Genomic DNA, 24,322 nt, shown 5'->3' with positions numbered 1-24,322 from the left:
AGGCCAAAAGCGTATCCTATTCCGGCCGCCTTCGTTTTTCCTTTCACTCATGGCAACCGACGTTTCTCAACCCAGCATTTTGCTCGTCGAAGACGACCAAATGGACATTATGAACGTGCAGCGTGAGTTGCGCAAGCATGACATCGCCGTACCGCTGCACATCGCCCGCAACGGCCGCGACGCCCTCAATTTGCTGCGTGGCGAAGCGGGCCAGGACAAAATCACCAAGCCCAGCGTGGTCATGCTGGACATCAACATGCCCCGCATGAACGGGCTTGAGCTGCTCGAAACCCTGCGCTCCGACCCCGAGTTTGTGGGCCTGAATGTATTTATCATGACCACCTCCGACCTCGAAACCGAGCGCATGAAAGCGCAGGAATTGGCTGTGAGCGGCTACATCATCAAGCCGCTTAGCTTCGACAAGTTTGGCGAAGGCGCTACTACAGTCGATGGGTTTAGCCTTTTCCTGGACTTGCTGCAACTGAAGAATTAGCTGCCATCTTGAATGCAACTATTTCATAATCAAATAGTTAATCTACAGCAGCCGAAAACCCATCCGGTGATGTTCTGTGGGGCCGTGCTTACGGATAGCGTCGCGGTGCTGCACCGTCGGGTAGCCGGCGTTCTGCTCCCAATGGTACTGCGGATACTCGGCGGCTAGCTCCCGCATGCGTTCGTCGCGGAAGGTTTTGGCCAACACGGAGGCCGCAGCAATGTGGCGGAAACGGCCATCGCCGCCAATCATGCACGTATGCTCGATGCCCGCGTACGGCTTAAACCGGTTGCCATCGACCAGCAAATGAGTGGGCACGACCGGCAAAGCTGACACGGCGCGGTGCATTGCTAAGTAGCTGGCCTGCGCAATGTTGATGCTGGCAATTTCATCGGGCGAGGCTTCGGCAACGGCCCAAGCAATGGCCTCCCGGCAGATTTCGCCGCGCATATGTTCGCGTCGCTTGGCCGTCATCTGTTTGGAATCGTTGAGGTAGGCGGGCGCAAAATCGGGGGGCAAAATGACAGCTGCCGCAAATACGGGTCCGGCTAGGCAGCCGCGCCCCGCCTCGTCAATGCCAGCCTCCAGCGCTTGGCCGGTGTAAGAAGAAAGTAGCATGGCCCTAAAAATACCGCTCGCGCCCGACTATGTAGTAAGCCGAAACGCGGAACGGCCGTCCCGGTAGCAAGGCAGGCTACCGGGACGGCCGTTATCGTATTGATTTAAAAGATATTCCGATTTGGAACGCAGTTTCTATTTGTGGCTTCCTGCAGTGCTGCCACTCAGGTCGGTTGGGTCATTGGCGCCGCGACGCTGGCCTTGCTTGTCAAGGGGGCCTTGTCCGCGGTCTATTTCGTCTTCCTCATCAGACGTAGTGTACACATTGGTGATCGGGCCGAGGCCACCGGTTTTGGCTTGCAGCTCGGCTTCGGCCTGCGCGTGCTTGAGGTTGAAAAGCGGATCGCCGGGTTGCTGTGGAGCGGACTGTTTTTTTGGTTGGTTTGCCATAGAATATTCCGAACCGGCCGGGAAGTGAGCAGCCGGTTAAGAGAATGTTACGGCAGCGATAAGATTGGGGTTGGAACAAAACCTTGGCCTTTACTTGCTCACCTGTTGGCCGTCAGTGCGTTGGTGCATACAAACAAAAAAGCCGTTGTTTTACACAACGGCCTTTTTCTGTGCGTCGGGGTTGATTATTCATCCACCCTACTCCTAACTTCCACCCGACGCCACGCTGGAAGGTCCTTCCTTTCCATATTCCCTACCAGCGCTGGTACTTTTGTTACACAAAGCTATTATGCGTCAGCCCTTTGCGACGAATCTTTTTGACCAAAGTCCCCCTCCACGCGGTAAAGCCGCCTTCCCGCTCGGTAGACGTTTGTACGGTTGAGCTTACTTTCTCCGCAGATTGTACCTTTGCCTTATTCCATTTTGCTTACCCCAAGCTATGCATCACGTTCCAGACCCCGCATTTGACGAAACTCGCAATCCGTGGCAAGTAGTCAGAACCGAGATAAAATATAATAATCCCTGGATTAGCGTTCGTGAGGACCAAGTTATCAACCCCGCTGGCGGTCCGGGCATCTACGGCGTGGTGTCGATGAAAAACAAAGCCCTTGGCATTGTGCCCGTCGATGCTGACGGCAATACGTGGCTGGTGGGCCAATACCGCTACCCCTTGAATGAATACAGTTGGGAGATTCCGATGGGCGGCGGCTTGGTCGAGCTCGATATTCTGGAATCGGCGCAGCGCGAGTTGCGGGAAGAAACCGGCATGACGGCCCGCCGCTGGACCAACATTGCCCGCTTGCACACCTCCAATTCCGTCACTGACGAAGAAGGCTTCGTGTTTCTAGCTGAAGAACTGGAGCACGGCGATGTAGAGCCGGAGGAAACCGAAGAGCTCCGCCTGTGGAAACTTCCGCTGGCCGAAGCCGTGCAAATGGCCATGGACAACCGCATCACCGACGCCATCAGCGTAATCGGGTTGCTGAAAGCAGAAAGAACATTACAGGCCCGAAAGCAAAATATATAATACATTGATAATTAATATGTTATAAACTTAGTTTAAATACTCCGATTCATACCGCCTTCACGTTTGGAAGGTTAAACTACTGGTTTAGAAAACGCCTAAACTTTCAAACCCTTAAATTTGCGGTATGCGTCGTTTGTTGCAATTCCTCGGCCACCGACTTTACACTACTTGGAGCACCTTTTGGTTTGTGCTGCCCTTCGTGGTGACGTATCCTGCGCAGTGGCTTTTGGCGCAGCGACCCGCGTGGTACCGCCACTTGCACACCATCAACCGCGGCTGGTCCATTTTCGCCATCCGGATGTGGGGAATGCCGGTGGAGGTAATTCGTAAGAAACCCTTGCCCGCCGGTCAGCCGTGCGTGTATGTGGCCAACCACAGCTCCTACATCGACATTCCGCTGCTGTTCAAGGCCATTCCGGGGTTTCTCAATATCGTGGGCAAGAGCGGTTTGGCCAAAGTTCCACTTTGGGGACCGCTGTTTGGCCGAGCCTATATCACTGTGAACCGCGACAGTGCCGTAAGCCGGGGCCGCTCCATTGTGCAGGCGCGCAAAAGCCTAGAAGCGGGCCGATCGGTGGTTATTTTTCCGGAAGGCACGATTTCGCCCAAGCCCGGCGAAGAGATGGTGCCGTTCAAGGAAGGAGCTTTTCAGCTCGCCATTGCAGCCGGTGTACCGATAGTGCCCATCACGATGCCCCTGAATCATCGCTTCATGCCCGACGTGAGCGGCACGCTGCGGGTGCGCTATTCGCCGTTACGCGTGGTGATTCACGAGCCCATTCCGACAAAAACCCTGACCTTAGCCGACGTTACCGCTCTGAAAGACCAAGCGTACGCCATCATTGCCAGCGAATTTCGGCCTGAAGCGGCGGGCATCCCGGAGGCCTCCTCGTGGCGGCAGACTGACGCAGCAGATCAGGCAGTGCCTAGAGTACAAGCCACTGATCCTGTGCAAGATGCGGTTGCTACTGACAGCAAAGCCGAGCTAAGCCTGCCTAATTCTTAATTCTGACCTTCTTATTTCCATATCCCTTGAGTACCGATCTAAACACGCTCCGCAATCTGGCACATCTGGCCCGTCTGGAATTTGATGCTACCAAAGAGCAGGAAATGCTCGGCGACCTGAACAAGATTCTGGACTGGGTAGACCAACTGCGCCAGCTCGACACCAGCAACATCGAGCCGCTGGTGCACTTGTCGCAGGAGATCAATGTGCTCCGTCCCGATGAGCCGCGCAACACTGTCAGTCACCAAGACGGGCTGCGCAACGCGCCGCGCAAAGACTCGGATTATTTCCGCGTACCGAAAGTGCTGGACTAACTTCGGGTGCCGATTTCTTCAGTTCCGCAATCCCGGTCGCTCTTGCGCAGCCCGCTTCTGGGGCTGGGCCTTTTGGTGTTGCTGGCCTTTGGCCTAGCCTGCTACCACTATGCCACCGGCAACGACCAGACGTTTCCGCTGCTGCCCGTACCGCAGCTTAAGCCCGTACCGCTGGTACTACACCAGGTACAGGTGGGCTTGGCGGCGCTGCCAATGCGCGTCAATGGTTACCTGATTACCCAAACCTACGACATGGCGGGCCCTTACGTCCGCCCGGAAGCGGCCGCTGCACTGTTGGTGCTCGTAGCGATTGCCTTGGCTTATGCGCTGGCGGCGATTAGTACGCTCGCCCGCCCGGCTTTTGTAGCAGGCATGGCCTTCGTGATTTTCCTGCTCATGTCGTTCAATGCCGACTTGTTAGGCATTTTCGACGCGCAGAAGCAGTACTTTCTGATGCTGGCGCTGCTGGCGTTGGGCGTGCCGGCCTATACTTTTCATGCCTTCTGGACGGATGTACCGTTGTGGCAGCGCATCCTGTTGTTTGCGGGTTTACTTGCCGGATTGTCGGCGCTGCTCTTTCTGCGCAGCGATTACCCCGCTAACACAACTGCTTTACACTTAGCCAGTTACGCTACCACCTCCGGTGCAATAGCGGTAGGCTTGCTCATTCTGTGGGTGGCCTTCGAGAATATTCACGGCTTGCTGTGGTTTAATACGCAGGCCGAAAATGCGTCCAGCCGTTTTGGGCTGCTGCCTTTCTTATTGGCCAGCGGCCTGTATTTGGGCATTTTGCTCATGTACTACCTCAACGATGGCGAACTTCTGATTCTGCCGGGCGTTCACCTCGATCCGTACATATTGCTGCTGCCGGCCATGGTTATCGGCTGGTTTGGGTTGCAACGCCGCGCTACCTCTTATGGCGAATGGCTGCCGTATGCGCCCGGCGCCAGGTATATCTATTTGACATTCTGCGTGTTAGCGCTAGGCTTTTTGGGATACGCGTTTGCTACAGCCAACGACCCGTTGCTGACGGCGGGTCGTGATTTCGTGGCGCTGGCCTTTCTTACCTGCGGGGGAGCATTTCTGCTGTATATCCTCATCAACTTCGCGCAGCTTATTCGGCAGCGCCTGCGCGTGTATCGCGTGGTGTATAACCCGCGCCGCTTTCCGCTGTACGTGGTGTATTTGCTGGGCATTGCGAGCATTATCGCGGTGCAGGCACGAAACAACTTTTTTCTGCGCGACCAGGTGCAGGCCGGTTACTTCAATAACCTAGGTGACCTGACCCGCCTCCAGAGCGAACAACAGCCAACAGTTGATGCGCTGGCGCTGCTGGCCGAGCGCTACTACGCCGAGAGCGACGTCCTCGATCGCTTCAACCACAAGGCCAGCCTTGGGCGGGCGGCGCTGTATCACTTTCGCGCCCAACGCCAAAACGAGATCAATGCGCTGCGCAGGGCCTTGAGTCGGCGGCCTTCAGAGAAGATTTCGCTGCGGCTGGCCTCGCTCTACAATGAGCCCAACGACTTCTTCGATCGCTTGCAGGTGTTGCGTCAAGGCCTCAAAAGCGCGCCGAAGAGTGCAGCGCTCGCCAACGACATGGCACAGCTTTACACCCGTTCGACCATTACCGATTCGGTTGAGTTTTACTTGCACCGGGCCGAGGCGCTGGCGCCTGAAAATCCGGTAATTCGAGCCAATCGCATTGCATTTCTGGTGCAGCAACAGCAATTGGCTGAAGCCCAGAAGCTAACCGAAGAAACAAAATCACCTGATAGTCAACCCGTTATTCAGAGCAACGCATTGCTTTTGGCCCAACTCACGGGCAAGCCGGCGCCGAAGGTGAAAGTTTTGGCTTCTGATCAGGACCTGACCTTGCCAGAGTTTTCGCGCCTGTATCACGATGCCTTGCGTCGCGCCGTTGCCCATGACACTACGTTGCTGCCCGCGCTGACCAAGTTGGTAAAACGGCAGGGCAACAGCGCATATTTCGATCAACTGACGTTTTTGGTGGCGCTTACGCAGCAGTACGGCGACCGGCCCGTGACGGCCCAGGCCGCCCTGCTTCCTTTGACCACTGGCAATTCGCCCGGTGTGGCGTATTACCAACATCTGCAAGGTCTGTGGCTTTTGGAGGAAGGCGCAAACGCTTCAGCAGCAGCGCGTTTCACGGAAGCTGCTACCAATGGCTATGCCGATGCGCACTTGCCACGAGCATACGCTTTGGCACTGAGCAACCAACCTGATTCGGCACGCGTCGCCGCCGTGCGGGCAACGCGCATTCCAGATGCCAGTCAGGCTCAGGCTGCCCGGCAATTGGTGCAAGCATTGCAACTCCGCTACCCCACCGACTTCGGGCAGGCCACCGATTCGGTGCGGGCGCAATACTTCGTTTTGCGCGGTGCTGAGTTGCCCCCATCAGAGCAATTGTCTGCTCCGAAAGCTATTCGTGCTGCGCCGGCCCTGCAAGTCGCGATGCTGGCGCAAGCGCGGCGCGCGTTGGTCAGCAACCAGCTAGCAGATGTGCAGGCAGTCATCGAGGAGTTCGCCCCGCAGGCTACCACCAAGTCGCCGCAAACTTCTGAGTGGAATATCTTGAGAGGTAATCTGTTAGTACGCGGCAAACAGCTGGCAGCATTGCAGCAAATTGCTCGTACCGCGTATTTCGAGCCTTTGCACCAGCCTTACCGCCTCTATTACCGCGCAGTAGCGGCCGAGCTAAGCAACAACCCCACACAGGCGGCCCAGCTTTACCAACAGCTTGCCAATCAGGCCCCTTACGTGGAAGAAGGAGTGCTGGCCGCCGCTAACTTTTATGCGCAACGACGCGACTACGCCGCTGCTTACGACGTGCTGCTGCGCAGCTTGGAATACAATGCAGATTCGCCGCAGCTGTTGAAAGGATACGCTTTGGCAGCTATTCCGGCTGGTTTGACGGAATATGCGGAGGCCTCTTTGGAGAAATTGCGCTCGTTGCTTTCCCCCCCGGAATACGCTACCTTTCGTTCTCAGTACGACGCGCGCCGCGCCGCGCAGGCTGCGGCTACTGCCCCCTGGAACTAACCTCTTGGCTTGGTTATGCTGCACCCTGTTATCGAAACAACCGATATTTCCAAAATGTACCAGATGGGTACCGAACGCATCCACGCGTTGCGGTCCGTCACCATCACCATCCAACGGGGCGAATACGTCGCTTTCATGGGGCCTTCGGGATCGGGCAAGTCTACCCTTATGAACATTGTGGGCTGTCTAGATACCCCAACCAGCGGCCGGTATGTACTTAATGGTCAAGACGTTAGCCGCATGACCGATAACCAGCTGGCCGAAGTTCGGAACAAGGAAATCGGATTCGTTTTCCAAACCTTCAACCTGCTGCCGCGCGCTACTTCACTCGATAACGTTGCGCTGCCGCTCATTTATGCAGGTTTTAGCAAAAGCGACCGCGAAGAAAAGGCCATGCAAGCCCTCAAAAGCGTAGGCCTGGAAACCCGGGCCAAGCACCGCCCCAACGAGCTGTCGGGTGGTCAGCGCCAACGCGTGGCCATTGCCCGCGCACTAGTCAACGACCCCAGCATCATCCTGGCAGACGAACCGACGGGTAACCTCGACAGTAAGACGAGTTACGAGATCATGGACCTGTTTGAGGCTCTGTATGCCAAAGGCAATACCATTATTATGGTAACGCACGAAGAGGATATTGCGCGGTATGCCCACCGCATTGTGCGCCTGCGCGATGGCTTGGTCGAGTCGGATGCCGTAAACACGGATGTCGCCCGGCACGACCATCTAACGGTGCCGGGTTAGACAAGCTCATCGCTACCATTATAACTACCTAAATTATAAATATTTGACTATCAATTACTTATAAAATATACTTATCTATACTGGCTGGCCGACTGTTGCTTGGCAAATGACAATTGCTGAATGAAAATTTACACCAAGACGGGCGACACAGGCCTCACTTCCTTAATTGGCGGCACGCGCGTCCCGAAATCGAGCCTGCGAATTGATTGCTACGGAACCGTCGATGAGCTGAATTCTTACATCGGCTTGGTGCGCGACCAAGACGTGAACGGCCCACGCCGTGAGATGCTCAAAGAAATTCAGGACCGGCTTTTCACCATTGGTGCTTCCCTGGCATCGGACCCTGAAAAGTCGAAGATGAAAATTCCGGATCTGCACGACGGCGACGTTTTACTGCTGGAGCGCGAAATAGATCAGATGAACGAACACCTGCCAGAATTGCGGGAATTTATCCTGCCCGGCGGACACGCCTCGGTGTCGTATGCGCATGTGGCGCGCTGCGTATGCCGCCGCGCCGAGCGCCTGGCAATTGCGCTCCACGAAGATGCGTTCGTGGCCGATTTGGTGATTGTATATCTAAACCGTTTATCTGATTATCTGTTCGTGCTTAGTCGCCAGATGGCGCACGATTTGGGCGCGGAAGAGGTTACCTGGAAACCGCGCCTGTAACGTACCCGTTGCCGAGCCCCCACCCGGCAACTGCTACTCCGGAATCCCGTTTTAAGAATACCACCCACCCTTCCTTCAACACACATTTCCACCCACCCCCACTTTTATGCTCGAAACCCTAACCATCCGGACCCAACGCACCACGGCTTCGCGCCTGGCGCTCTTGGACCCCGAAAACCTCGAGTTCGGGAAAACCTTCACCGACCACATGTTTGTGGTGGACTACTGCGATGGCGAATGGCAAGAGCCTCAGATTGTGCCCTACGGCGACATCACAGTAAGTCCTGCTAACTCGGCTTTGCATTATGGTCAGGCCATTTTTGAGGGCATGAAAGCCTACAAAAACGAGCAAGGCGATATTGCTGTTTTCCGTCCGGAGGATAACCTGCGGCGCCTCAATGCCTCGGCCGAGCGCATGTGCATGCCTGCCGTACCCGAAGAGCTGTTTATGCAAGGCCTGCTGCAACTCATCAAGCTGGACGCCGAATGGGTGCCGAACACCCAAGGGACTTCGCTGTACATCCGGCCGTTCATGTTTGCCACCGATGGCATGCTGGGCGTACGTCCTTCGGATACGTATCGCTTCATGATCATTACCTGCCCCGTAGGCGCGTTTTATAACAAAGCATTGCGGGTACGTTTCGAAGAAAAGTACGTGCGCTCGGCTGAAGGCGGCGCAGGCTACGCTAAAAATGCCGGCAACTACGGCGCGTCGATGTACCCAACCAAGCTGGCCCAGCAGGAAGGCTACAACCAGCTGCTCTGGACCGACGCTTCGGAACACCGCTACATCGAGGAATCGGGCACGATGAACGTAGCATTTGTCATTGGAGGCAAACTCATTACCCCGGCGCTGAGCACTTCCATTCTGGATGGTATTACGCGCCGCAGCGTGCTTCAACTAGCCCGCGATTGGGGCATGACCGTCGAAGAACGCAAAGTCTCGGCCGTTGAGGTTCTGGATGCTTTGGCGGCGGGTACGCTAGAGGAGGCATTCGGCGTTGGCACTGCGGCCACCATTGCGCCCATTGCCGTAATCGGGTACCAAGGCCAAGACCATACGCTGCCCACGACCGGTCCACAGGCCTTTTCCCGGCGTGTATCCGACGCATTGACGGCCATCCGCACGGGCGCTGCTCCTGATACCCACGGCTGGATGGTACAGGTTTAAGGCCAAACTACCTTTCTGCATAAACATCTGATAATCAATATTTTATAAAGCGGTTGGCTCTTTTTAGAGCTAGCCGCTTTATTTTTTGAGACCTTTAGTGCATTCCAGTCCTAACATTTCACTTTTAAGATTCCCATGACCCAAGACCAGGTTAAGGAACTGAAGGGCCGCGCTGAGGCCCTGAGGAGGTACCTTTGACTACGATACGCGCAAGGCCCAAGTAGACGAAATCGAGAAGCAGACTACTGCCCCCGACTTTTGGGACGACTCCAAAAAGGCTGAGGCCATACTGAAAGAAATCAAGGGCCAAAAGGTATGGACCACCGATTACGAAGCAGTAGAGCAAACCGTGGGCGACGTGGAGGTACTCTTTGATTTTTACAAAGAAGGCGAAGCAACCGAGCAGGAAATGCAGCAGGAATTCGATAAGGCCCTAAAAGCCGTCGAAGCGCTGGAATTCAAGCGCATGCTTTCTGATGAGGAAGATCAGCTCTCGGCCATCATCGACATCAACCCCGGCGCCGGCGGCACCGAAAGCCAGGACTGGGCCGAAATGCTCATGCGCATGTACATTATGTGGGCAGAAAGCCACGGGTTTGGCGTCCGGCAAATCAGCTACCAGCCCGGCGAGGGTGCAGGCATTAAGTCGGCCTCCCTTGAGATCGACGGAGACTTCGCCTACGGATACCTCAAAAGCGAAATCGGGGTGCATCGGCTGGTCCGCATCTCACCCTTCGATAGCAGCGGGCGGCGCCACACATCGTTTGCTTCGGTATTTGCCTACCCGGTTATCGACGATACCATCAACATCGAGATCAACCCTGCCGACATCACCTGGGATACGTTTCGGGCGGGCGGCGCGGGTGGTCAGAACGTGAACAAGGTGGAAACTGCCGTGCGGCTTACCCACGCCCCTTCGGGCATCATCATCGCCGTCCAGATTGAGCGTAGCCAACTCATGAATAAGGAACACGCGCTGCGCATGCTCAAATCGCGCCTTTATCAGATCGAGATGGACAAACGCCACGCCGAACGTGATAAGGTGGAAGCCACTAAAAAACGCATCGATTTTGGCTCGCAGATTCGCAACTACGTGCTGCATCCTTACAAGCTCATTAAGGACCTGCGTACCGGCATCGAGCGCACTGACGTGCAGAATGTGCTGGATGGTGACCTAGATGAATACATCAAAGGTTTTTTGATGCAGAACTAACTGTTCGCGTTTGCCAACGAGTTAAATAAAAAGGGCTGCCCAATTGGGCAGCCCTTTTTTGTATTCTGGAAGTGGACTCGGTTAGTCTACCACGTCCCAGAAGATTCGCGTGTTTTGATTTACGCCAGCTGGGATGTTAGCCTGGTTGGTGCTAACCTCCGTTTGTGGGTAAAACAAACGCTTCGGAATCGGATTTGCAGTCAGAGCCGGCTTGAATTTAGGCTGGCCAGTACGACGGAAGTCATCCCATGCTTCAACGCTAGCAATCGTGTTTTCAGCTAAGTACTTCTGATAGAGGATTTTATCAGTCTTGCTTACGGCACGCGGAGTAGTGAGCGGAGCAGTAGAAGCAGCTGTTCCTTCAGGCACAGTTGTAGTAGCGGCGTCCCAATCTACCAAACCATTGGCAGCATTAGCAGTCAGGTAGGCTGCATACTGCGTGGTGCCTGGAGCAGAAGCGGAGGCAGCCAACGTAGTAGGTACAGTGTTACCGTCACGGTAAGTGGTCACGAACGAAGCTTTGATGCCGTCCAGGTAATCCTGCTTGGCATCACCGTTGGTAATCAAATTACGCGCTTCGGCTTCAGACTTCGAGAAGAGGTGCTCAGACAGGAGCATCAGTATGGTTGGAGCAGTAGCGCTGCGCAAGAAAGTTCCGCCTTGCAGGAAACGCGAGCCAACGGTAGCACCGTCCGTAGGGTCAAACTGCGGAGGCACTGCTTCACCTAAGTCAGTTCCGGCATAACCAGCTTTGGCAGTTGTTGTGCCTGGGATATTAATCTGGCCAACACGGTAGAGCTGAGTGATACGGTTATCGCTGTTGCTCTCATACTGCCGGATGATGTAGTTCGTAGGCAGGATATAGCTGTACTCAGATTGTGCACGGGTAGCACCTGCAGCAAATCCGTAACGGTCATAGAACGGATTTTGCTGGTTGGTATTAGCCGTGTAGGTTGGCTGTACTGCTACGTCGCGGTCAATGAAGCCGTCGGCAGCCGTCTGCAAAGCAGCCATTTCTGTGGCTACATAAGAATTCAGTGCGGCGTCGTTGGTCGACGACTCACGCAACAGAATACGCAGGCGCAGGCTGTTGGCAAACCTCTTCCAACGAAGCATGCCAGTGGCACCGCCACCAAACACAACGTCTTCGTTGCCTACAACCGGAGCCGAAGCAGGTGCTGCATTGATATCAGCTACTGCTCCTTTTAGCTGCACTACCAAATCCTTGTAGATGTCAGCTGCCTTATCATAGGTAGGAGTTGTGTTTCCAAGGCCCTTCAATGCGCTGGTGTAAGGAATATCACCGTACTCATCTACCAGCAACAGGAAATCATACACCTTCATAATGCGGGCAATAGCCGCATGGTTGGGGTAAGTAGTCGCACCTTGCTGCTGAATGAGGTTATAGTCATTCAGGTTGTCATAGGTGTTATTCCAAAGCGCTTGGTAATAAGTAGTAGAATACGTGTAAGTACGCTCTTGTGAAAAGCCACTTACCGTACCCGACTTACCCCAATAACCAGCAGCAAAGCTGGCATAGGTGTTATAGTTACTACCCGCAGATATACCGCCCGTGTAAATAGCAGCAGTGGTAACAAGAGCGTTAGCCAAAAGTGCGTCGGGAGTTACTGAGGTCGCGGTATTAGGGTTCTTGTTTATATCGAGAAAATTCTCGCAACCTGTCGCTGTAGAGGTAAGCGCTGCAGCGAGCAGGACTCTAAAAAGTGCTTTCATGAATAAATCAGATTAGAAGGTTACGTTAAGCGTTGCCCCGTAGAATTTGGTAGGAGGCGTTTGCAAAACAGTGTTGATACCAATGGCATTACTGCCGATAGCGGTGTTACTGAATTCGGGGTCCGTATAGATGTTTGATTTCGGTACCCACGTAAAGATATTCCGGCCAAAAATATTCACCGAAGCACCCTTCACCAAGTCAATTTTTGATACCATAGCAGTCGGCAACGCATAGCTCAGCGATACTTCCCGGATCTTGAAGAATTTACCTGAGGTAACGTAGTTTTCAGCTACACCCGTGTTCCAAGTTGGCGTGTTAGCCCAGAACTCCGAACCACCTGGCGTCAGTGCCGTTGTGTTAGGCACATAGGTGACATTGCCAGCGGCATCCGTCTGAGGAATAGCCGAGTTAGGATATACGAAATCCTGACGACCGAACTGTACACTGCGCTGGCCACCACCCGTGAAGTCGAGGTTTTCGCCAATGGTGTTGTACACAACATAGCCCGTGCGGAGTTCACCTTGGCCAGACAGCGTCAACCCTTTGTAAGTGATGTTGGCATTGAAGCCATACTTGTACTTCGGCTGAGTGTTGCCGAAATTCTTGGTGTCCGTAGCAATCAGCGGAACGTAGCGCTGCAGGGTCGGATCATTCGGATCACTCACTTTTGCCATTTTCACCCGGCCATCGTCGGTGCGCTGATAATAGGTACCCACCAAAGAAGGGAAAGGCTTGCCTTTGATAGCATACAAGTCTGCGTTGGTAGTTTGGCCAGCGGCACCGCTACCAGCAAGCACGAGCTGTGGCAAATCGCCGGGAAGCGAAATTACCTTGTTGTTGTTGTAGTTGAAGTTACCACCAACCGTCACGCTCAAGCCATTCTCTAAGCGAATAGGAGTCAGATTCAGGTCAAGTTCAACACCTTGGTTTTGCACTTCACCTGCGTTCAGCAGAAGAGTTTGGTAACCCGATGCACCAGAGATAGTTGTGTTAACCGTTTGGTTGGTGCTGCGCTGAGCGTAGTAAGTAGCAGCGGCCGCGATCCGACGCTGCAAGAAGCTGAGTTCGATACCTGTTTCGATCGAGCGGGTATCTTCAGGCTTGAGACCGGGCTGAACCAGTTGGCCAGCTGCGGTGAAGGATGCCCGCGAAGGGAAGGGGAAGCCTAGTGCTAAGGGATAGGTAGCAGCAGTCTGGTAAGCACCACCCGTGTTGTACACACCGTTGACGGTTGCACCTGACAAGTTTACTTGGCTCACCTTAGAGATACCGCCACGGATCTTAGCATAATCCAAGAAAGAAAGGTCTTTCAAAGACTGAACAGCGTTGGTAACAACGAAAGATGCATCCACCGCAGGGTAGAAGAAGCTGCGGTTGCCAGCATCCAGGATAGAAATGTTGTCGTTACGACCTGAACCGTGCAGGTAGAAGAAGTCTTTGTAACCGAGGGTCAGATCTCCGTAGAAGGCGTATAAGCGAGTTTGAGCGCGAGCTGCACGGCCATCTAAGTTACCGATGCGGTTTTGCAGGTTGAATACACCTGCTGCATCCGTAACTGGCACAGCCAAAGCAGTTGAAGCTACATAGTCATAACGGCTGTCCAGCTGCTGAACGTTGTTACCCAGGATGGCCTGCACGCTGAAATCGCCAAAGGTTTTGTCCATGCTGGCGAACAAATCCGAGTTGATGCGCGTCAAGCTGCTGCTCAGGTCTTGTACAAAACCAGTGTAGCTGGCGATTTGCTTAGGAGAACCTGGTGCGAGCGTGAACTTGTTTTGCGTGTTCTCGTTCGATTGGGCAGTAGTGGTGGTGCCTAAACGGTATTGCACACGCAACCAATCAGTTAGCTTGTAAGACAAGTCAATGTTACCCTGTACTGTATTCCGACGATCAGTCGTGCGGTTAGCATCGATGATGAAGTACGGGTTGAAGTAGTAGGCGTTGTAATAGCCGAAGCTTGGATCGGAGTATTTGTCGTTTTGGTAGTCTTTATACGACGTGAGCGGAGCCATTACCGACGTATTGAACACGTTCCAGTACACAGAGGTGTTACGGTCCAGGTTCGAGGTAACATTAGCCTTTTGCTGCGTGTACGAAATGTTGAAACCAGCTGTCAAACGACCAATTTCGTGCGAAGCATTGAAGCGGAAGGCGTTCCGGTCAAATACGTCTTTCGGCACGATGCCATTGTTGCGCAGGTTCTGGTAAGAAGCGAAGAACTTCGTTTTGTCATTTCCACCCGAGAACGTTACGCCGTTCTGCATCTGATAGCCAGTGTTGAAAAACTTACGCTTCTCATCTGGGCGGGCCTCATACGTGAGTTGCTGTACGTCTCCGTTAGCCAAAGCCTGACCGAAAGGACGAACCGAACCGTCGAAACGAGGACCGTACTGCTGGTTTTCGAAGCCTTGGTACTGGTAGCCGTAGCCTGTATCAGGGGTATTGTCGGGTTTGAAGAACACGCCAGCTTTGGCGTTGTCTGAGTTGTTGTACCAGTCAGGTGAGCCAGGACCAAATTCTTTCTGGAACTTAGGCAGGAACGAGATCGACTCGAACTGCGAAGTGTGCGAGAAAGTAACCTGCGAAGTACCGGCTTTGCCTTTTTTGGTGGTGATGATTAAGGCACCGTTAGAAGCTTGCGAACCGTACAAAGCTGCTGCGTTAGCACCTTTCAGTACGTCGATAGAAGCGATATCGTCGGGGTTAAGAGCTCCCAACACATCGTTCGTGGTGATAACACCGTCAAGTACGATAAGGGCTTCGTTGTTACCGGTCAAGGAGCGGCTACCGCGCAGCGTTACGCGTGGGCTTGGGTTAACACCGTTGTTCAGAGTCTGAATCTGCAGACCCGACACTTTACCAGCGAGGCCGTTGGCAACGTTAGTAACGCGGGCTTGGGTCAACTCTTTGCTATCCAGCGAAGCCGTAGCATAACCTACTTGCTGTTGCTGACGCTGGATACCCAGTGCACCCGTTACGACTACTTCGCCCAACTGCTTGGAATCGGTAGCCAGGGCTACATCATAAGTAGAAGCATCACCAAGAGTCTTTTCTACTGCGATGTAACCAATGGAGCTGAAGGTAAGAGCGGTGGCCGAAGCAGGCACGCTCAACGCATACGTTCCATCCGAATTGGTAGAAGCTCCTACCGTTGTGCCTTTCACAACAACGGTTACTCCTGGCAGTCCCTGGCCGGAAGCCCGGTCAGTTACTCGCCCAGAAATGGAGCGATTTTGCGCCACAACCTGCTGCAACAGGGCTGTAAAGAGCAAAAGGTTGAACAATAGAAACAGTTTTTTCATGTGAGTGAAGTGTTGTTTTGTGGCTTTTAAGTGAGTGAAAAGGGTTTATGATTTTCCAAACCTAACAAAATTCCAGCCTTGACATTGGATTTTAGGGGTGATTTTTTCACAACCAACCGGGCTGGTTTGTCACATCCTGTGTGTGTCCTTGCAAGATGAGTATGCTAGATCCTATTGTAAAGATAGCAGGGTTTACTGAGTAAATGGATGTCAAGAAATTTGTGATAAAACCGTTTTCCAAACTATGATAAGTCATACATGTACAAACGCATGTTGCTAAAGTCATCTAAACTAAATTAAAAAACATTTTGCCTAGCCATAACTTCCAAAAAGACTAAGCATTAACTTATAGATAAGGCGAGCATCAAAGTCCCCTTTTGCCTAACAGCCAATAGTCGAAGCCATTGAAAAACCATATTTTACAGAAGAAATAATTATATAAAATCAATACCATTTAAATAATGAGCTATATTCTCTTTTACAGAATTCGCCTGTAGCATATACATATAATACTATAAATGCACTGAGATCTTGCCGTTTCCCTTAAAGGCAGGACAGATCCGACCCGCTAACGGTCATTTTATCCTCCTTTCTTCTTTTATACATATACATCCTTATACTCTTACTCCGCTCCGCGCTCACGGCAAGTTGAAATTCTGCTATCAGCAGGTTCGCTCTTGCTGAAACCGGACAAGGGCTTATCAAAGCACATATAACCAATTCATTATCAGTTATATACAACCTGAGTCTACTTTCTTTCCTACTAGGTTTCTGTGACATAAAAGGCCGTCTGGTACGCACTTCCTTGCCCGTACTAGCGCCGTTTTGTGTCGTAGAAACTGAATTTTGTGTAGTTCCGGCTGTGGCCCACGCCTGGATGTTTGCAGGGTAAAAACATTCACTTCGCGTTTACCCTTATCCATTCCGTATGAATATTCTTAAAAAGTAGCGATAGGCAGCCAAGGGTTGGAAGTACCCGTCGAAGGGTTGGGCGGCATGGGCATGACGGGCGGCATCAACGGCATGAGCGTGTACGGCGAGGCCGACGAGAAAGAAAGCTTTGCCACTGTCAAGGGCTGGGGACAAATTTGATGCTTATTCATAATTCATTTACTGTCAACTACTTATGATAAAACAACCTTATCATAGTTTCTGCCCGACACTTACGACGGAGGGCCGGGGCGGATGCGCTTAATAAGTCGTTAAAAAATAGTTTCTTACTATCGCCTGGAGGCGTGGCTAGACACTGCCTTCCGGGCGGTTGCGCCTGACTAGCTGCTGCTTCTGTCTTCTATGCCTCACCTCGAACTGATTCTTGCGTTGCTGGCGGCGGTTACCGTGCTGGCCGAAGTAGCCGATCGCCTCAAGCTTCCTTATCCGATCTTGCTCGTGCTGGCCGGCATGGGATTGGGCATGGTGCCGGGTTTGCCGCGAGTGGCCCTCGCTCCCGACTTGGTGTTTCTGCTTTTTCTGCCGCCGTTGCTGTATGCGGCCGCCTGGAGTACCTCGTGGCCCGACTTCAAAGCGGCGCGCCGACCCATTGGGTTGCTTGCGTTGGGCTGCGTGCTGTTTACTACGTGTCTGGTAGCCGTGGCGGCGCATTGGCTACTGCCGGGGTTTAGTTGGCCGGTGGCGTTCGTCTTGGGCGCCATCCTTTCCCCTCCCGACGCCGTGGCAGCGGCCAGTGCCACCAAAGGGCTGGAGCTGCCCCGCCAAGTGGTGACGATCTTGGAAGGCGAGAGCTTGGTAAACGACGCAACCGGACTAATTGCCTATCGGTATGCCCTGGCAGCGGTACTAACAGGACAGTTTGTATTCTGGCAAGCGAGCTTGCAATTGGTGTGGGTAGCGGTGGCCGGCACCGGCATTGGATTGGCAATTGGGTGGGCCGCGTTTTGGCTGCATCGCTTTTCCCGCAACGCGGTAGTAGCCACGAGCCTCACTTTTCTGACGCCTTACCTTGCCTACCTGGCGGCCGAAGCCGTGCATGTGTCGGGGGTGTTGGCGGTGGTGGCAGCGGGCTTATTTCTGACCCGACGGGCTGCCCAGCTATTTGCCCACCAAGCCCGCCTGCAGACCTACGCCGTCTGGAATACCGTTGTGTTGCTGCTCAATGGCTTGGTATTCATCCTTATCGGATTGGCCTTGCCAACCATTCTGGATGACATGCAGGAAGTATCGGCTTGGCGGGCATTGGGCTATGGCCTGCTCATTAGCCTGATCGTTATTATAGGTCGGCTGCTCTGGGTGTATCCGGGCACGTATTTGCCGCGCTGGCTGAGCCGCTCCATTCGTGAGCGCGAGCCGCGGCCATCGCTGCCGTTGGTTACGGTTGTGGCCTGGACTGGCATGCGCGGCGTCGTGTCGCTGGCGGCGGCGCTGGCGTTGCCTATGACGTTGAGCCCCGGCACACCCTTTCCACACCGCAATCTGATCTTATTCATCACCTTCGTCGTGATTTTCTGCACGCTCGTGGGGCAAGGCCTGAGCTTGGTGCCGCTGATTCGCTGGCTCGGCATTCGGCCCGACGGAAGCGTCGAGCGCGAGGAAATTAACCTGCGGCTGCACTTGGCCAACCAAACGGTGGCCTACCTCAACAGCCCCGCCGGCGCCGACCACGCGCCCCCCGACGTGCTGGCCCGCATGCAAAGCCGATACGAAATCCGGATGGAGCGGCTCCATAACCGACTGGCCGGCGTGCGGGCCAGCCGCCTCGATGAGAAACCCATCACGCAGTTTCAGCAATTACAGGAAGCCATCATCCGGTTTGAGCGGGGCGTGCTGGAACAGCTGCGCAAAGAAGAGCAAACCAGCGAAGAAATGCTGCGCAAGATCGAGAACGAGCTGGATCTCGAAGAATCACGTCTCGCTCTCGACAAAGCGTGAAGCCTTTTCCTTACCTCCAGCTCGCGGCTTGAGAACCATCGAACGACGGGATAGAATGCCCCAGGGCCACTACCTCTCCTACCACAATCAGGGCCGGGTGGGTGATGTGGTTGTCGCGCACGAGGTCTGGCAAATCTTTGGCCCGGCCCACTACCAACTTGCGATGCGGAAGCGAAGCCTGCTGGATAACGGCCACTGGCATTTCTCCGTGGCCTTCCTGCACATAGGTAGCCGCAATTTCACATACCTTCTTGATACCCATATAGATAACCACGGTGGCATTGCTGCGCATGGCCAAGCGCAGGTCTTCCGAAAGGGTGCCGTCTTTCTTAGTGCCAGTCAGAACCCAAATGCCTTCGCTAACGCCGCGGTGCGTCAGCGGAACGTCTTCGAAGCCAATGGCTTGCATACTGGAAATGCCAGGGATGTAATACCCCGGAATGCCGTGTTCGCGGGCGTACAACAGTTCCTCAAAGCCGCGCCCAAAGATGAAAGGGTCGCCGCCTTTCAGGCGAATTACCCGCCCGCGGGCGAATGCTTTCTCCTGGATAAGCTCGTGAATGACTTCCTGCGGCGTGCAGTGGCTGTAGGGCTGCTTGCCAACATAAATGGTTTCACAGGCAGCGGGCGCAATGTCCAGCAACTCCTTATTAGCTAGGTTGTCATACAGAATCACGTCGGCCGTCTGTAAAACCTTATAGGCCTTGACGGTAAGTAAGTCCGGATCGCCAGGACCGGCACCTACGATATACAACTCAGGGATTACCATTGGCCTGTGTATGCGGTGAAACGTTGGCTAGGCAGCTGACTTATGCCAGACCCATGCCCTTCGGCGTCTTGTCTTCAGCTAATGCCTGCCCAAACGGCGTGGGCTAGGGAACGTAGGTGGGCGCTGCTACCGCCTCTCACACCTGCAACTCGATTTTTAGGGTATGCCGGCCGCGAAAACTACGTTTCAGCTTTCCCTGACCCCTTTGCTAGCACCCGTAATGGCGCAAAATGGATTAAATGCTTAAGAGTACCCCTTCAAATCTAAGGGGGTATTTCTGAAATTTATATACTTTTTTACAAAACACCCTATTGTTTTTAGGGTATGCATGCTTATACTAGCGTTATAATAGAAGATCATACCCTCTAATTAAAGGGCATATTTTCAAATTGATAGATTCTTTTGGAGCTAGCCACCTTGTGAGAGAGCCAGCCACCGAAATCTATCGCGATAGAGACATTCTCAGGTTTCAGCAGCAGATGGAGCGAAGGATACTCCGGGTTAGATCTGCTCAACCCCTAAAAGTTTCGGTATGCCACAGCCAGGTCGCCCCACAGTAGTTGTGATTGGGAATGGGATGGTCGGGTATAAGTTTTGCGAGAAGCTTACGGCCAAATCCACTTCCTTCAACCTTATCGTTTTTGGCGAAGAGCCGCGTGCCGCGTACGACCGTGTGCATCTGAGCGCTTACTTCAACGGCAAAACAGCCGAGGACCTAACCTTAGCCAGCACCGATTGGTACCAAGAGCAGGGCATTGCGCTGCATTTGGGCGACCCTGTGCAGGAAATCGACCGCCTCGAAAAGGTCGTCCGCTCGCGGGCTGGCCTCGTGCAACCTTATGATTACCTGGTGCTGGCTACTGGCTCCGGCGCGTTCGTACCCGATATTCCGGGCGTTGAAAAGGACGGCGTATTCGTCTACCGCACCATCGAAGACCTGGAGCTGATCAAAGCCTACGCTCCCGCCGCCCGCGTAGGCGCTGTGTTGGGCGGTGGCCTGCTGGGCTTGGAGGCCGCCAAAGCCCTTATGGATCTGGGAGTTGCAGAAACTCACGTCGTGGAGTTCGCCCCACGGCTCATGCCCCGGCAGATTGATTCGGCTGGCAGTAACATGTTGCAAACCAAGCTATTATCGCTAGGTTTGCAATTGCATTTGCAGAAGAGCACTACCAGTATTGTAGGCAACGGGCGCATTGAGGCGCTGGCCTTTGGCGACGAAACCCAGCTGGAAGTTGATATGCTCGTGATTTCGGCCGGCATTCGGCCGCGCGACGAACTGGCTAAGCTGGCGGGCCTCGAGGTAGGAACCCGCGGCGGCATCGTGGTGAACGACACAATGCGCACCACCGATGCCAGCATTTTCGCCATCGGCGAGTGCGCGCTCCACGGCGGCATGATTTACGGCTTGGTAGCGCCGGGCTACGAAATGGCGGAAGTAGCTGCCACGGCCATTTGCGAAGGCGAACGCACCTTCACCGGTTACGACATGAGCACCAAGCTCAAGCTGATTGGGGTGGATGTAGCCAGCTTTGGCGACCCCTTCGTAACCGAGCCTACCAGCCGCTCCATTGTGTTTGAAGATTCGCACAAGGGCGTGTACAAGCGCATCAACATCAGCACCGACGGCAAATACCTGTTGGGCGGCGTGCTGATCGGCGATGCCGATGCTTATAATCTTCTCTTACAAACGGTTACCAACAAGATCATTCTGCCGCCCAACCCTGAGGATCTGCTGCTAGGCGCTCGGGGCGGTGAAGCAACGGCCGGCGCCGGCGTCCTGAATTTGCCGGAGGAGGCCCTGATCTGTTCGTGCGAGGCGGTCACGAAAGGCGCCATTTGCGCAGCCGTAACCGAGCAGCACGTGACCACCGTGGATGGCATGAAGAAGTGCAACAAAGCCGGAACCGGCTGCGGGGGCTGCGTGCCGCTGGTCAAAGACCTGATTACGGGCACGATGAAGGCCAACGGCCAGTACGTCAAGAACACGGTCTGCGAGCACTTCAATTTCTCGCGGCAGGAGCTTTTCGATTTGCTCAAGCTAAACAGCATCAAAACCTACGACGAAGCACTCGACACGTTTGGCAAAGGCGATGGGTGCGAGCTGTGTAAGCCCGCCATTGCCAGCATCTTAGCCAGCTTGTGGAACGACGTCATTGTCAAGCAGCACACCATTCAGGACAGCAACGACCGCTACCTCGCCAACATCCAGAAAGGCGGCTCTTACTCGGTGGTGCCGCGCATTCCGGGCGGCGAAATTACACCCGACAAGCTCATCGTCATTGGCCAGATTGCCAAGAAGTATGGTTTGTACACCAAAATCACGGGCGGCCAGCGCATTGATATGTTCGGTGCCCACGTCAGTGATCTGCCCGACATCTGGGAGGAGCTGATCAACGCCGGGTTTGAAAGCGGCCACGCCTACGGCAAGTCGTTGCGCACGGTCAAAAGCTGCGTGGGCAGCACGTGGTGCCGGTTTGGGCTGCACGATAGCGTGTCGTTTGCCATCGAGGTCGAGGAGCGCTACCGGGGCATCCGGGCACCGCACAAGTTCAAGGGCGGCGTGAGCGGCTGCATCCGCGAATGCGCTGAGGCTCAGGCCAAAGACTTCGGCATCATTGCCACGGAAAAAGGCTGGAACCTGTTTGTGTGCGGCAACGGCGGCTCCAAGCCCCAGCACGCGCAGCTACTGGCCACCGACATCGACAAGGAAACGTGCATCAAGTACCTCGACCGCTTCCTGATGTTCTACATCAAAACGGCCGACGCCCTGACCCGCACCGCCACTTGGCTCAACAAGATGGAAGGCGGCATGGCCTACCTCAAAAATGTGGTCGTCAACGACAGTTTGGGTATTAATGACCAGTTGGAGGCCGAAATGCAGCTGCTGATCAACAGCTACCACTGCGAGTGGAAAGAGGTGGTGGAGAACCCCGAGCTGCGCCGCCAGTTTGCGCACTTCGTGAACGCGCCGAAAGAAAAAGATCCCAGCCTGCAATTCGAAGGAATGCGCGAGCAGGTAAAAGCCAAAGAGTGGTAGAATCACCAACGAACTCATTGACAATTAGTTAACAAAATAATCCTGCATAGTATGCAACAGGAAGTAGAAGTACTGGAAGCCGTAGAGTGGGTGTACGTGTGCAAAACCCACGATGTGCCGCACAACGGCGGCGCCTGCGTGAAGGTCGAAGACGAGCAGATTGCCATTTTCAACTTTGCGCGCCGCAACGAGTGGTACGCCACCCAAAACCTGTGTCCGCACAAGCAGCAGATGGTGCTCTCGCGCGGCATGATTGGCAGCACCGGCGACAGCTGCGAGCCCAAAGTGGCTTGCCCCTTTCATAAAAAGACGTTTTCGCTGCTCTCCGGCGAGTGCCTTTCCGGCGACGACTACCAGCTCAAAACCTACCCCATCAAAGTGGTAGGCGACAGAGTGTACATCGGCCTGTAAGTTCCAGACTGCCCCACCCAATAACGAAAGCCAACCCGCAAGCGGCTGCTTCAGCTGCCAGAATTGGCTTGTCTATGCAAAAACATAAGTATTTGATAATCAGATGCTTATAAAACATTCACGTAAAGCCAAAGCTGATGGCCGTAGCCGCAACTCAACCGCAACCGCTGGATAAGCTCCGGATTTTTTCGGGGAAAGGCGTGCAGATGCGCACCTTTCACATCACCTGGATCACGTTCTTTTTCTGCTTTTTCGGGTGGTTCGGCATCGCGCCGCTGATGCCGTTGGTGCGCGAGCAGCTCGGCCTCGACAAAGCGCAGGTCGGCAACATCATGATCGCATCGGTTTCGGCCACGATTCTGGCGCGGCTGGTGGTCGGACGGCTGTGCGATTCGCTGGGGCCACGGCTTACTTACACGATTTTGCTGGTGTTGGGCGCGCTGCCGGTAATGAGTATTGGCCTGAGCAACAGCTACGAAAGCTTTCTGCTGTTTCGGTTTGTGATTGGCATCGTGGGCGCGTCGTTTGTGATCACGCAGTTTCACACGTCCATGATGTTTGCCCCCAATGTCGTCGGGACGGCCAATGCCGTGGCGGGCGGCTGGGGCAACTTAGGCGGGGGCGTTACCAACCTAGTAATGCCGCTCGTTGCGGCGGCGTTTGTCGGGCTGGGTTTCGTGGACAAGTCCAATTCGTGGCGGCTGGCGATGGTGGTGCCGGGAGTTATCCTGCTGATCATGGCTGTGGTGTATTACTTCTACACGCAGGACACACCCAAAGGCAACTTTCGCGACATGCAGCGGCAGGTCAAAGACAAGCCGAAAGGCACTTTTCTGCTGGCGCTCAAAGACTACCGCACGTGGGTGCTCGCGCTGGCCTACGGCGCCTGTTTCGGCATCGAAATCACGATTGACAATGTGGCGGCCCTCTTCTTTGTCGATCATTACAAAACGACGCTCGTGATGGCCGGAGCGCTGGCGGGCGTGTTTGGCTTCATGAACATTTTTGCCCGCGGCCTCGGCGGCGTCGTCAGCGATAAAGTGGGCCGGGTGTTCGGCATGAAAGGCAAGTGGCACCTGCTCAGCGCGTTATTGGTGCTGGAAGGTTTGGGTATTGCGCTATTTGCCCAAGCCGGCAGCTTGGCCATGGCAATTGCCGCAATGCTGTTGTTTGCCTTATTTCTCAAAATGGCCAATGGCTGCACGTATTCCATCGTGCCGTTCGTCAATAAAAAGGCCATTGGCAGCGTAAGCGGCGTGGTGGGCGCCGGCGGCAATCTGGGCGCAATGCTGGTAGGCTTTCTGTTTAAATCGGCGACGCTTTCGTACGCCAGCGCCTTTCTCTACATCGGATTCGGGGTAGCCACCATTGGCCTAATCGTGTTCCTCTCGCGGCTGCACACCTCGGAAGCCACCGAAACGAGCATGGAGCTACAGCCCGCTTGAGCGAGGCTCAGGATTCCAGCCGATAATACCAA

At 54.3% G+C, this 24,322-nt stretch carries 19 protein-coding genes; 14 read left to right on the top strand and 5 right to left on the bottom strand.

Annotated features, from left to right (window positions below):
* Positions 1-49 precede the first annotated feature (49 nt).
* Positions 50-493 carry a response regulator gene (locus FHG12_RS13670; RefSeq protein ID WP_139516261.1) on the top strand — a complete coding sequence of 148 codons (444 nt, stop codon included), beginning with the start codon at positions 50-52 and terminating at the stop codon, positions 491-493.
* Positions 494-535: 42 nt separating this feature from the next.
* On the opposite strand, the gene FHG12_RS13665 is transcribed toward FHG12_RS13670, so the two are convergent.
* Together FHG12_RS13665 and FHG12_RS13660 are read right to left on the bottom strand one after the other, a co-directional pair.
* Positions 536-1,111 (bottom strand): ribonuclease HII, encoded by a 576-nt coding sequence (locus FHG12_RS13665; protein ID WP_139516260.1) that lies wholly within the window; start codon positions 1,109-1,111, stop codon positions 536-538.
* Between the two features lie 135 nt (positions 1,112-1,246).
* The gene (locus FHG12_RS13660) at positions 1,247-1,501 is read right to left on the bottom strand and encodes a hypothetical protein (RefSeq protein WP_139516259.1); all 255 of its coding nucleotides are present in this window, start codon (positions 1,499-1,501) and stop codon (positions 1,247-1,249) included.
* Positions 1,502-1,940: 439 nt separating this feature from the next.
* Between FHG12_RS13660 and FHG12_RS13655 the strand changes: the two genes are divergently transcribed.
* From FHG12_RS13655 to prfB, 8 genes are all read left to right on the top strand, one after another.
* A complete protein-coding gene (locus tag FHG12_RS13655; protein ID WP_139516258.1) occupies positions 1,941-2,528 on the top strand; it encodes an NUDIX domain-containing protein in 588 nt (195 codons plus the stop codon).
* A gap of 124 nt (positions 2,529-2,652) precedes the next feature.
* Positions 2,653-3,534 carry a lysophospholipid acyltransferase family protein gene (locus tag FHG12_RS13650; RefSeq protein ID WP_230471121.1) on the top strand — a complete coding sequence of 294 codons (882 nt, stop codon included), beginning with the start codon at positions 2,653-2,655 and terminating at the stop codon, positions 3,532-3,534.
* 26 nt (positions 3,535-3,560) lie between these two features.
* A complete protein-coding gene (gatC, locus tag FHG12_RS13645; protein ID WP_139516257.1) occupies positions 3,561-3,848 on the top strand; it encodes an Asp-tRNA(Asn)/Glu-tRNA(Gln) amidotransferase subunit GatC in 288 nt (95 codons plus the stop codon).
* 42 nt (positions 3,849-3,890) lie between these two features.
* Positions 3,891-6,911: a hypothetical protein gene (locus FHG12_RS13640; RefSeq protein ID WP_139516256.1), complete on the top strand. Its 3,021-nt coding sequence runs from the start codon at positions 3,891-3,893 to the stop codon at positions 6,909-6,911.
* Between the two features lie 15 nt (positions 6,912-6,926).
* Positions 6,927-7,652 (top strand): ABC transporter ATP-binding protein, encoded by a 726-nt coding sequence (locus FHG12_RS13635; protein ID WP_139516255.1) that lies wholly within the window; start codon positions 6,927-6,929, stop codon positions 7,650-7,652.
* A gap of 120 nt (positions 7,653-7,772) precedes the next feature.
* A complete protein-coding gene (locus FHG12_RS13630; RefSeq protein ID WP_139516254.1) occupies positions 7,773-8,321 on the top strand; it encodes a cob(I)yrinic acid a,c-diamide adenosyltransferase in 549 nt (182 codons plus the stop codon).
* A 106-nt stretch (positions 8,322-8,427) separates the two neighbouring features.
* Positions 8,428-9,492 (top strand): branched-chain amino acid aminotransferase, encoded by a 1,065-nt coding sequence (locus tag FHG12_RS13625; RefSeq protein WP_139516253.1) that lies wholly within the window; start codon positions 8,428-8,430, stop codon positions 9,490-9,492.
* Between the two features lie 135 nt (positions 9,493-9,627).
* A protein-coding gene (gene prfB, locus FHG12_RS13620; protein WP_139516252.1) for a peptide chain release factor 2 occupies positions 9,628-10,705 on the top strand; the annotation gives its coding sequence in 2 pieces (ribosomal slippage) (positions 9,628-9,678 and positions 9,680-10,705; 1,077 coding nt in all).
* An 81-nt stretch (positions 10,706-10,786) separates the two neighbouring features.
* Here prfB and FHG12_RS13615 read toward each other — a convergent pair.
* Entirely contained in the window at positions 10,787-12,316 is a 1,530-nt protein-coding gene (locus FHG12_RS13615; RefSeq protein ID WP_165699401.1) for a SusD/RagB family nutrient-binding outer membrane lipoprotein, read from the bottom strand.
* A 135-nt stretch (positions 12,317-12,451) separates the two neighbouring features.
* Positions 12,452-15,742 (bottom strand): SusC/RagA family TonB-linked outer membrane protein, encoded by a 3,291-nt coding sequence (locus tag FHG12_RS13610; RefSeq protein ID WP_139516250.1) that lies wholly within the window; start codon positions 15,740-15,742, stop codon positions 12,452-12,454.
* A gap of 966 nt (positions 15,743-16,708) precedes the next feature.
* Here FHG12_RS13610 and FHG12_RS21280 point away from each other — a divergent pair.
* Positions 16,709-16,834 carry a hypothetical protein gene (locus FHG12_RS21280; protein ID WP_262711404.1) on the top strand — a complete coding sequence of 42 codons (126 nt, stop codon included), beginning with the start codon at positions 16,709-16,711 and terminating at the stop codon, positions 16,832-16,834.
* 201 nt (positions 16,835-17,035) lie between these two features.
* Positions 17,036-18,628 carry a Na+/H+ antiporter gene (locus FHG12_RS13600; RefSeq protein WP_139516249.1) on the top strand — a complete coding sequence of 531 codons (1,593 nt, stop codon included), beginning with the start codon at positions 17,036-17,038 and terminating at the stop codon, positions 18,626-18,628.
* A gap of 10 nt (positions 18,629-18,638) precedes the next feature.
* Here FHG12_RS13600 and cobA read toward each other — a convergent pair whose 3' ends face one another.
* Entirely contained in the window at positions 18,639-19,397 is a 759-nt protein-coding gene (gene cobA, locus FHG12_RS13595; protein WP_139516248.1) for a uroporphyrinogen-III C-methyltransferase, read from the bottom strand.
* A gap of 532 nt (positions 19,398-19,929) precedes the next feature.
* Between cobA and nirB the strand changes: the two genes are divergently transcribed.
* The 3 genes from nirB to FHG12_RS13580 all read left to right on the top strand — a co-directional run bounded on the left by nirB (position 19,930) and on the right by FHG12_RS13580 (position 24,290).
* Positions 19,930-22,434 (top strand): nitrite reductase large subunit NirB, encoded by a 2,505-nt coding sequence (gene nirB / locus FHG12_RS13590; protein WP_139516247.1) that lies wholly within the window; start codon positions 19,930-19,932, stop codon positions 22,432-22,434.
* 51 nt (positions 22,435-22,485) lie between these two features.
* A complete protein-coding gene (gene nirD / locus FHG12_RS13585; RefSeq protein ID WP_139516246.1) occupies positions 22,486-22,845 on the top strand; it encodes a nitrite reductase small subunit NirD in 360 nt (119 codons plus the stop codon).
* A gap of 137 nt (positions 22,846-22,982) precedes the next feature.
* On the top strand, positions 22,983-24,290 hold the full coding sequence (locus tag FHG12_RS13580; RefSeq protein WP_139516245.1) for an MFS transporter: 1,308 nt from the start codon (positions 22,983-22,985) through the stop codon (positions 24,288-24,290).
* Positions 24,291-24,322 lie beyond the last annotated feature (32 nt).

It is taken from the genome of Hymenobacter jejuensis (genome assembly GCF_006337165.1).
Classification (GTDB): domain Bacteria; phylum Bacteroidota; class Bacteroidia; order Cytophagales; family Hymenobacteraceae; genus Hymenobacter; species Hymenobacter jejuensis.
Note: the sequence above shows the minus strand (reverse complement) of the source record. Positions and strands in the feature narration are given on the sequence as shown.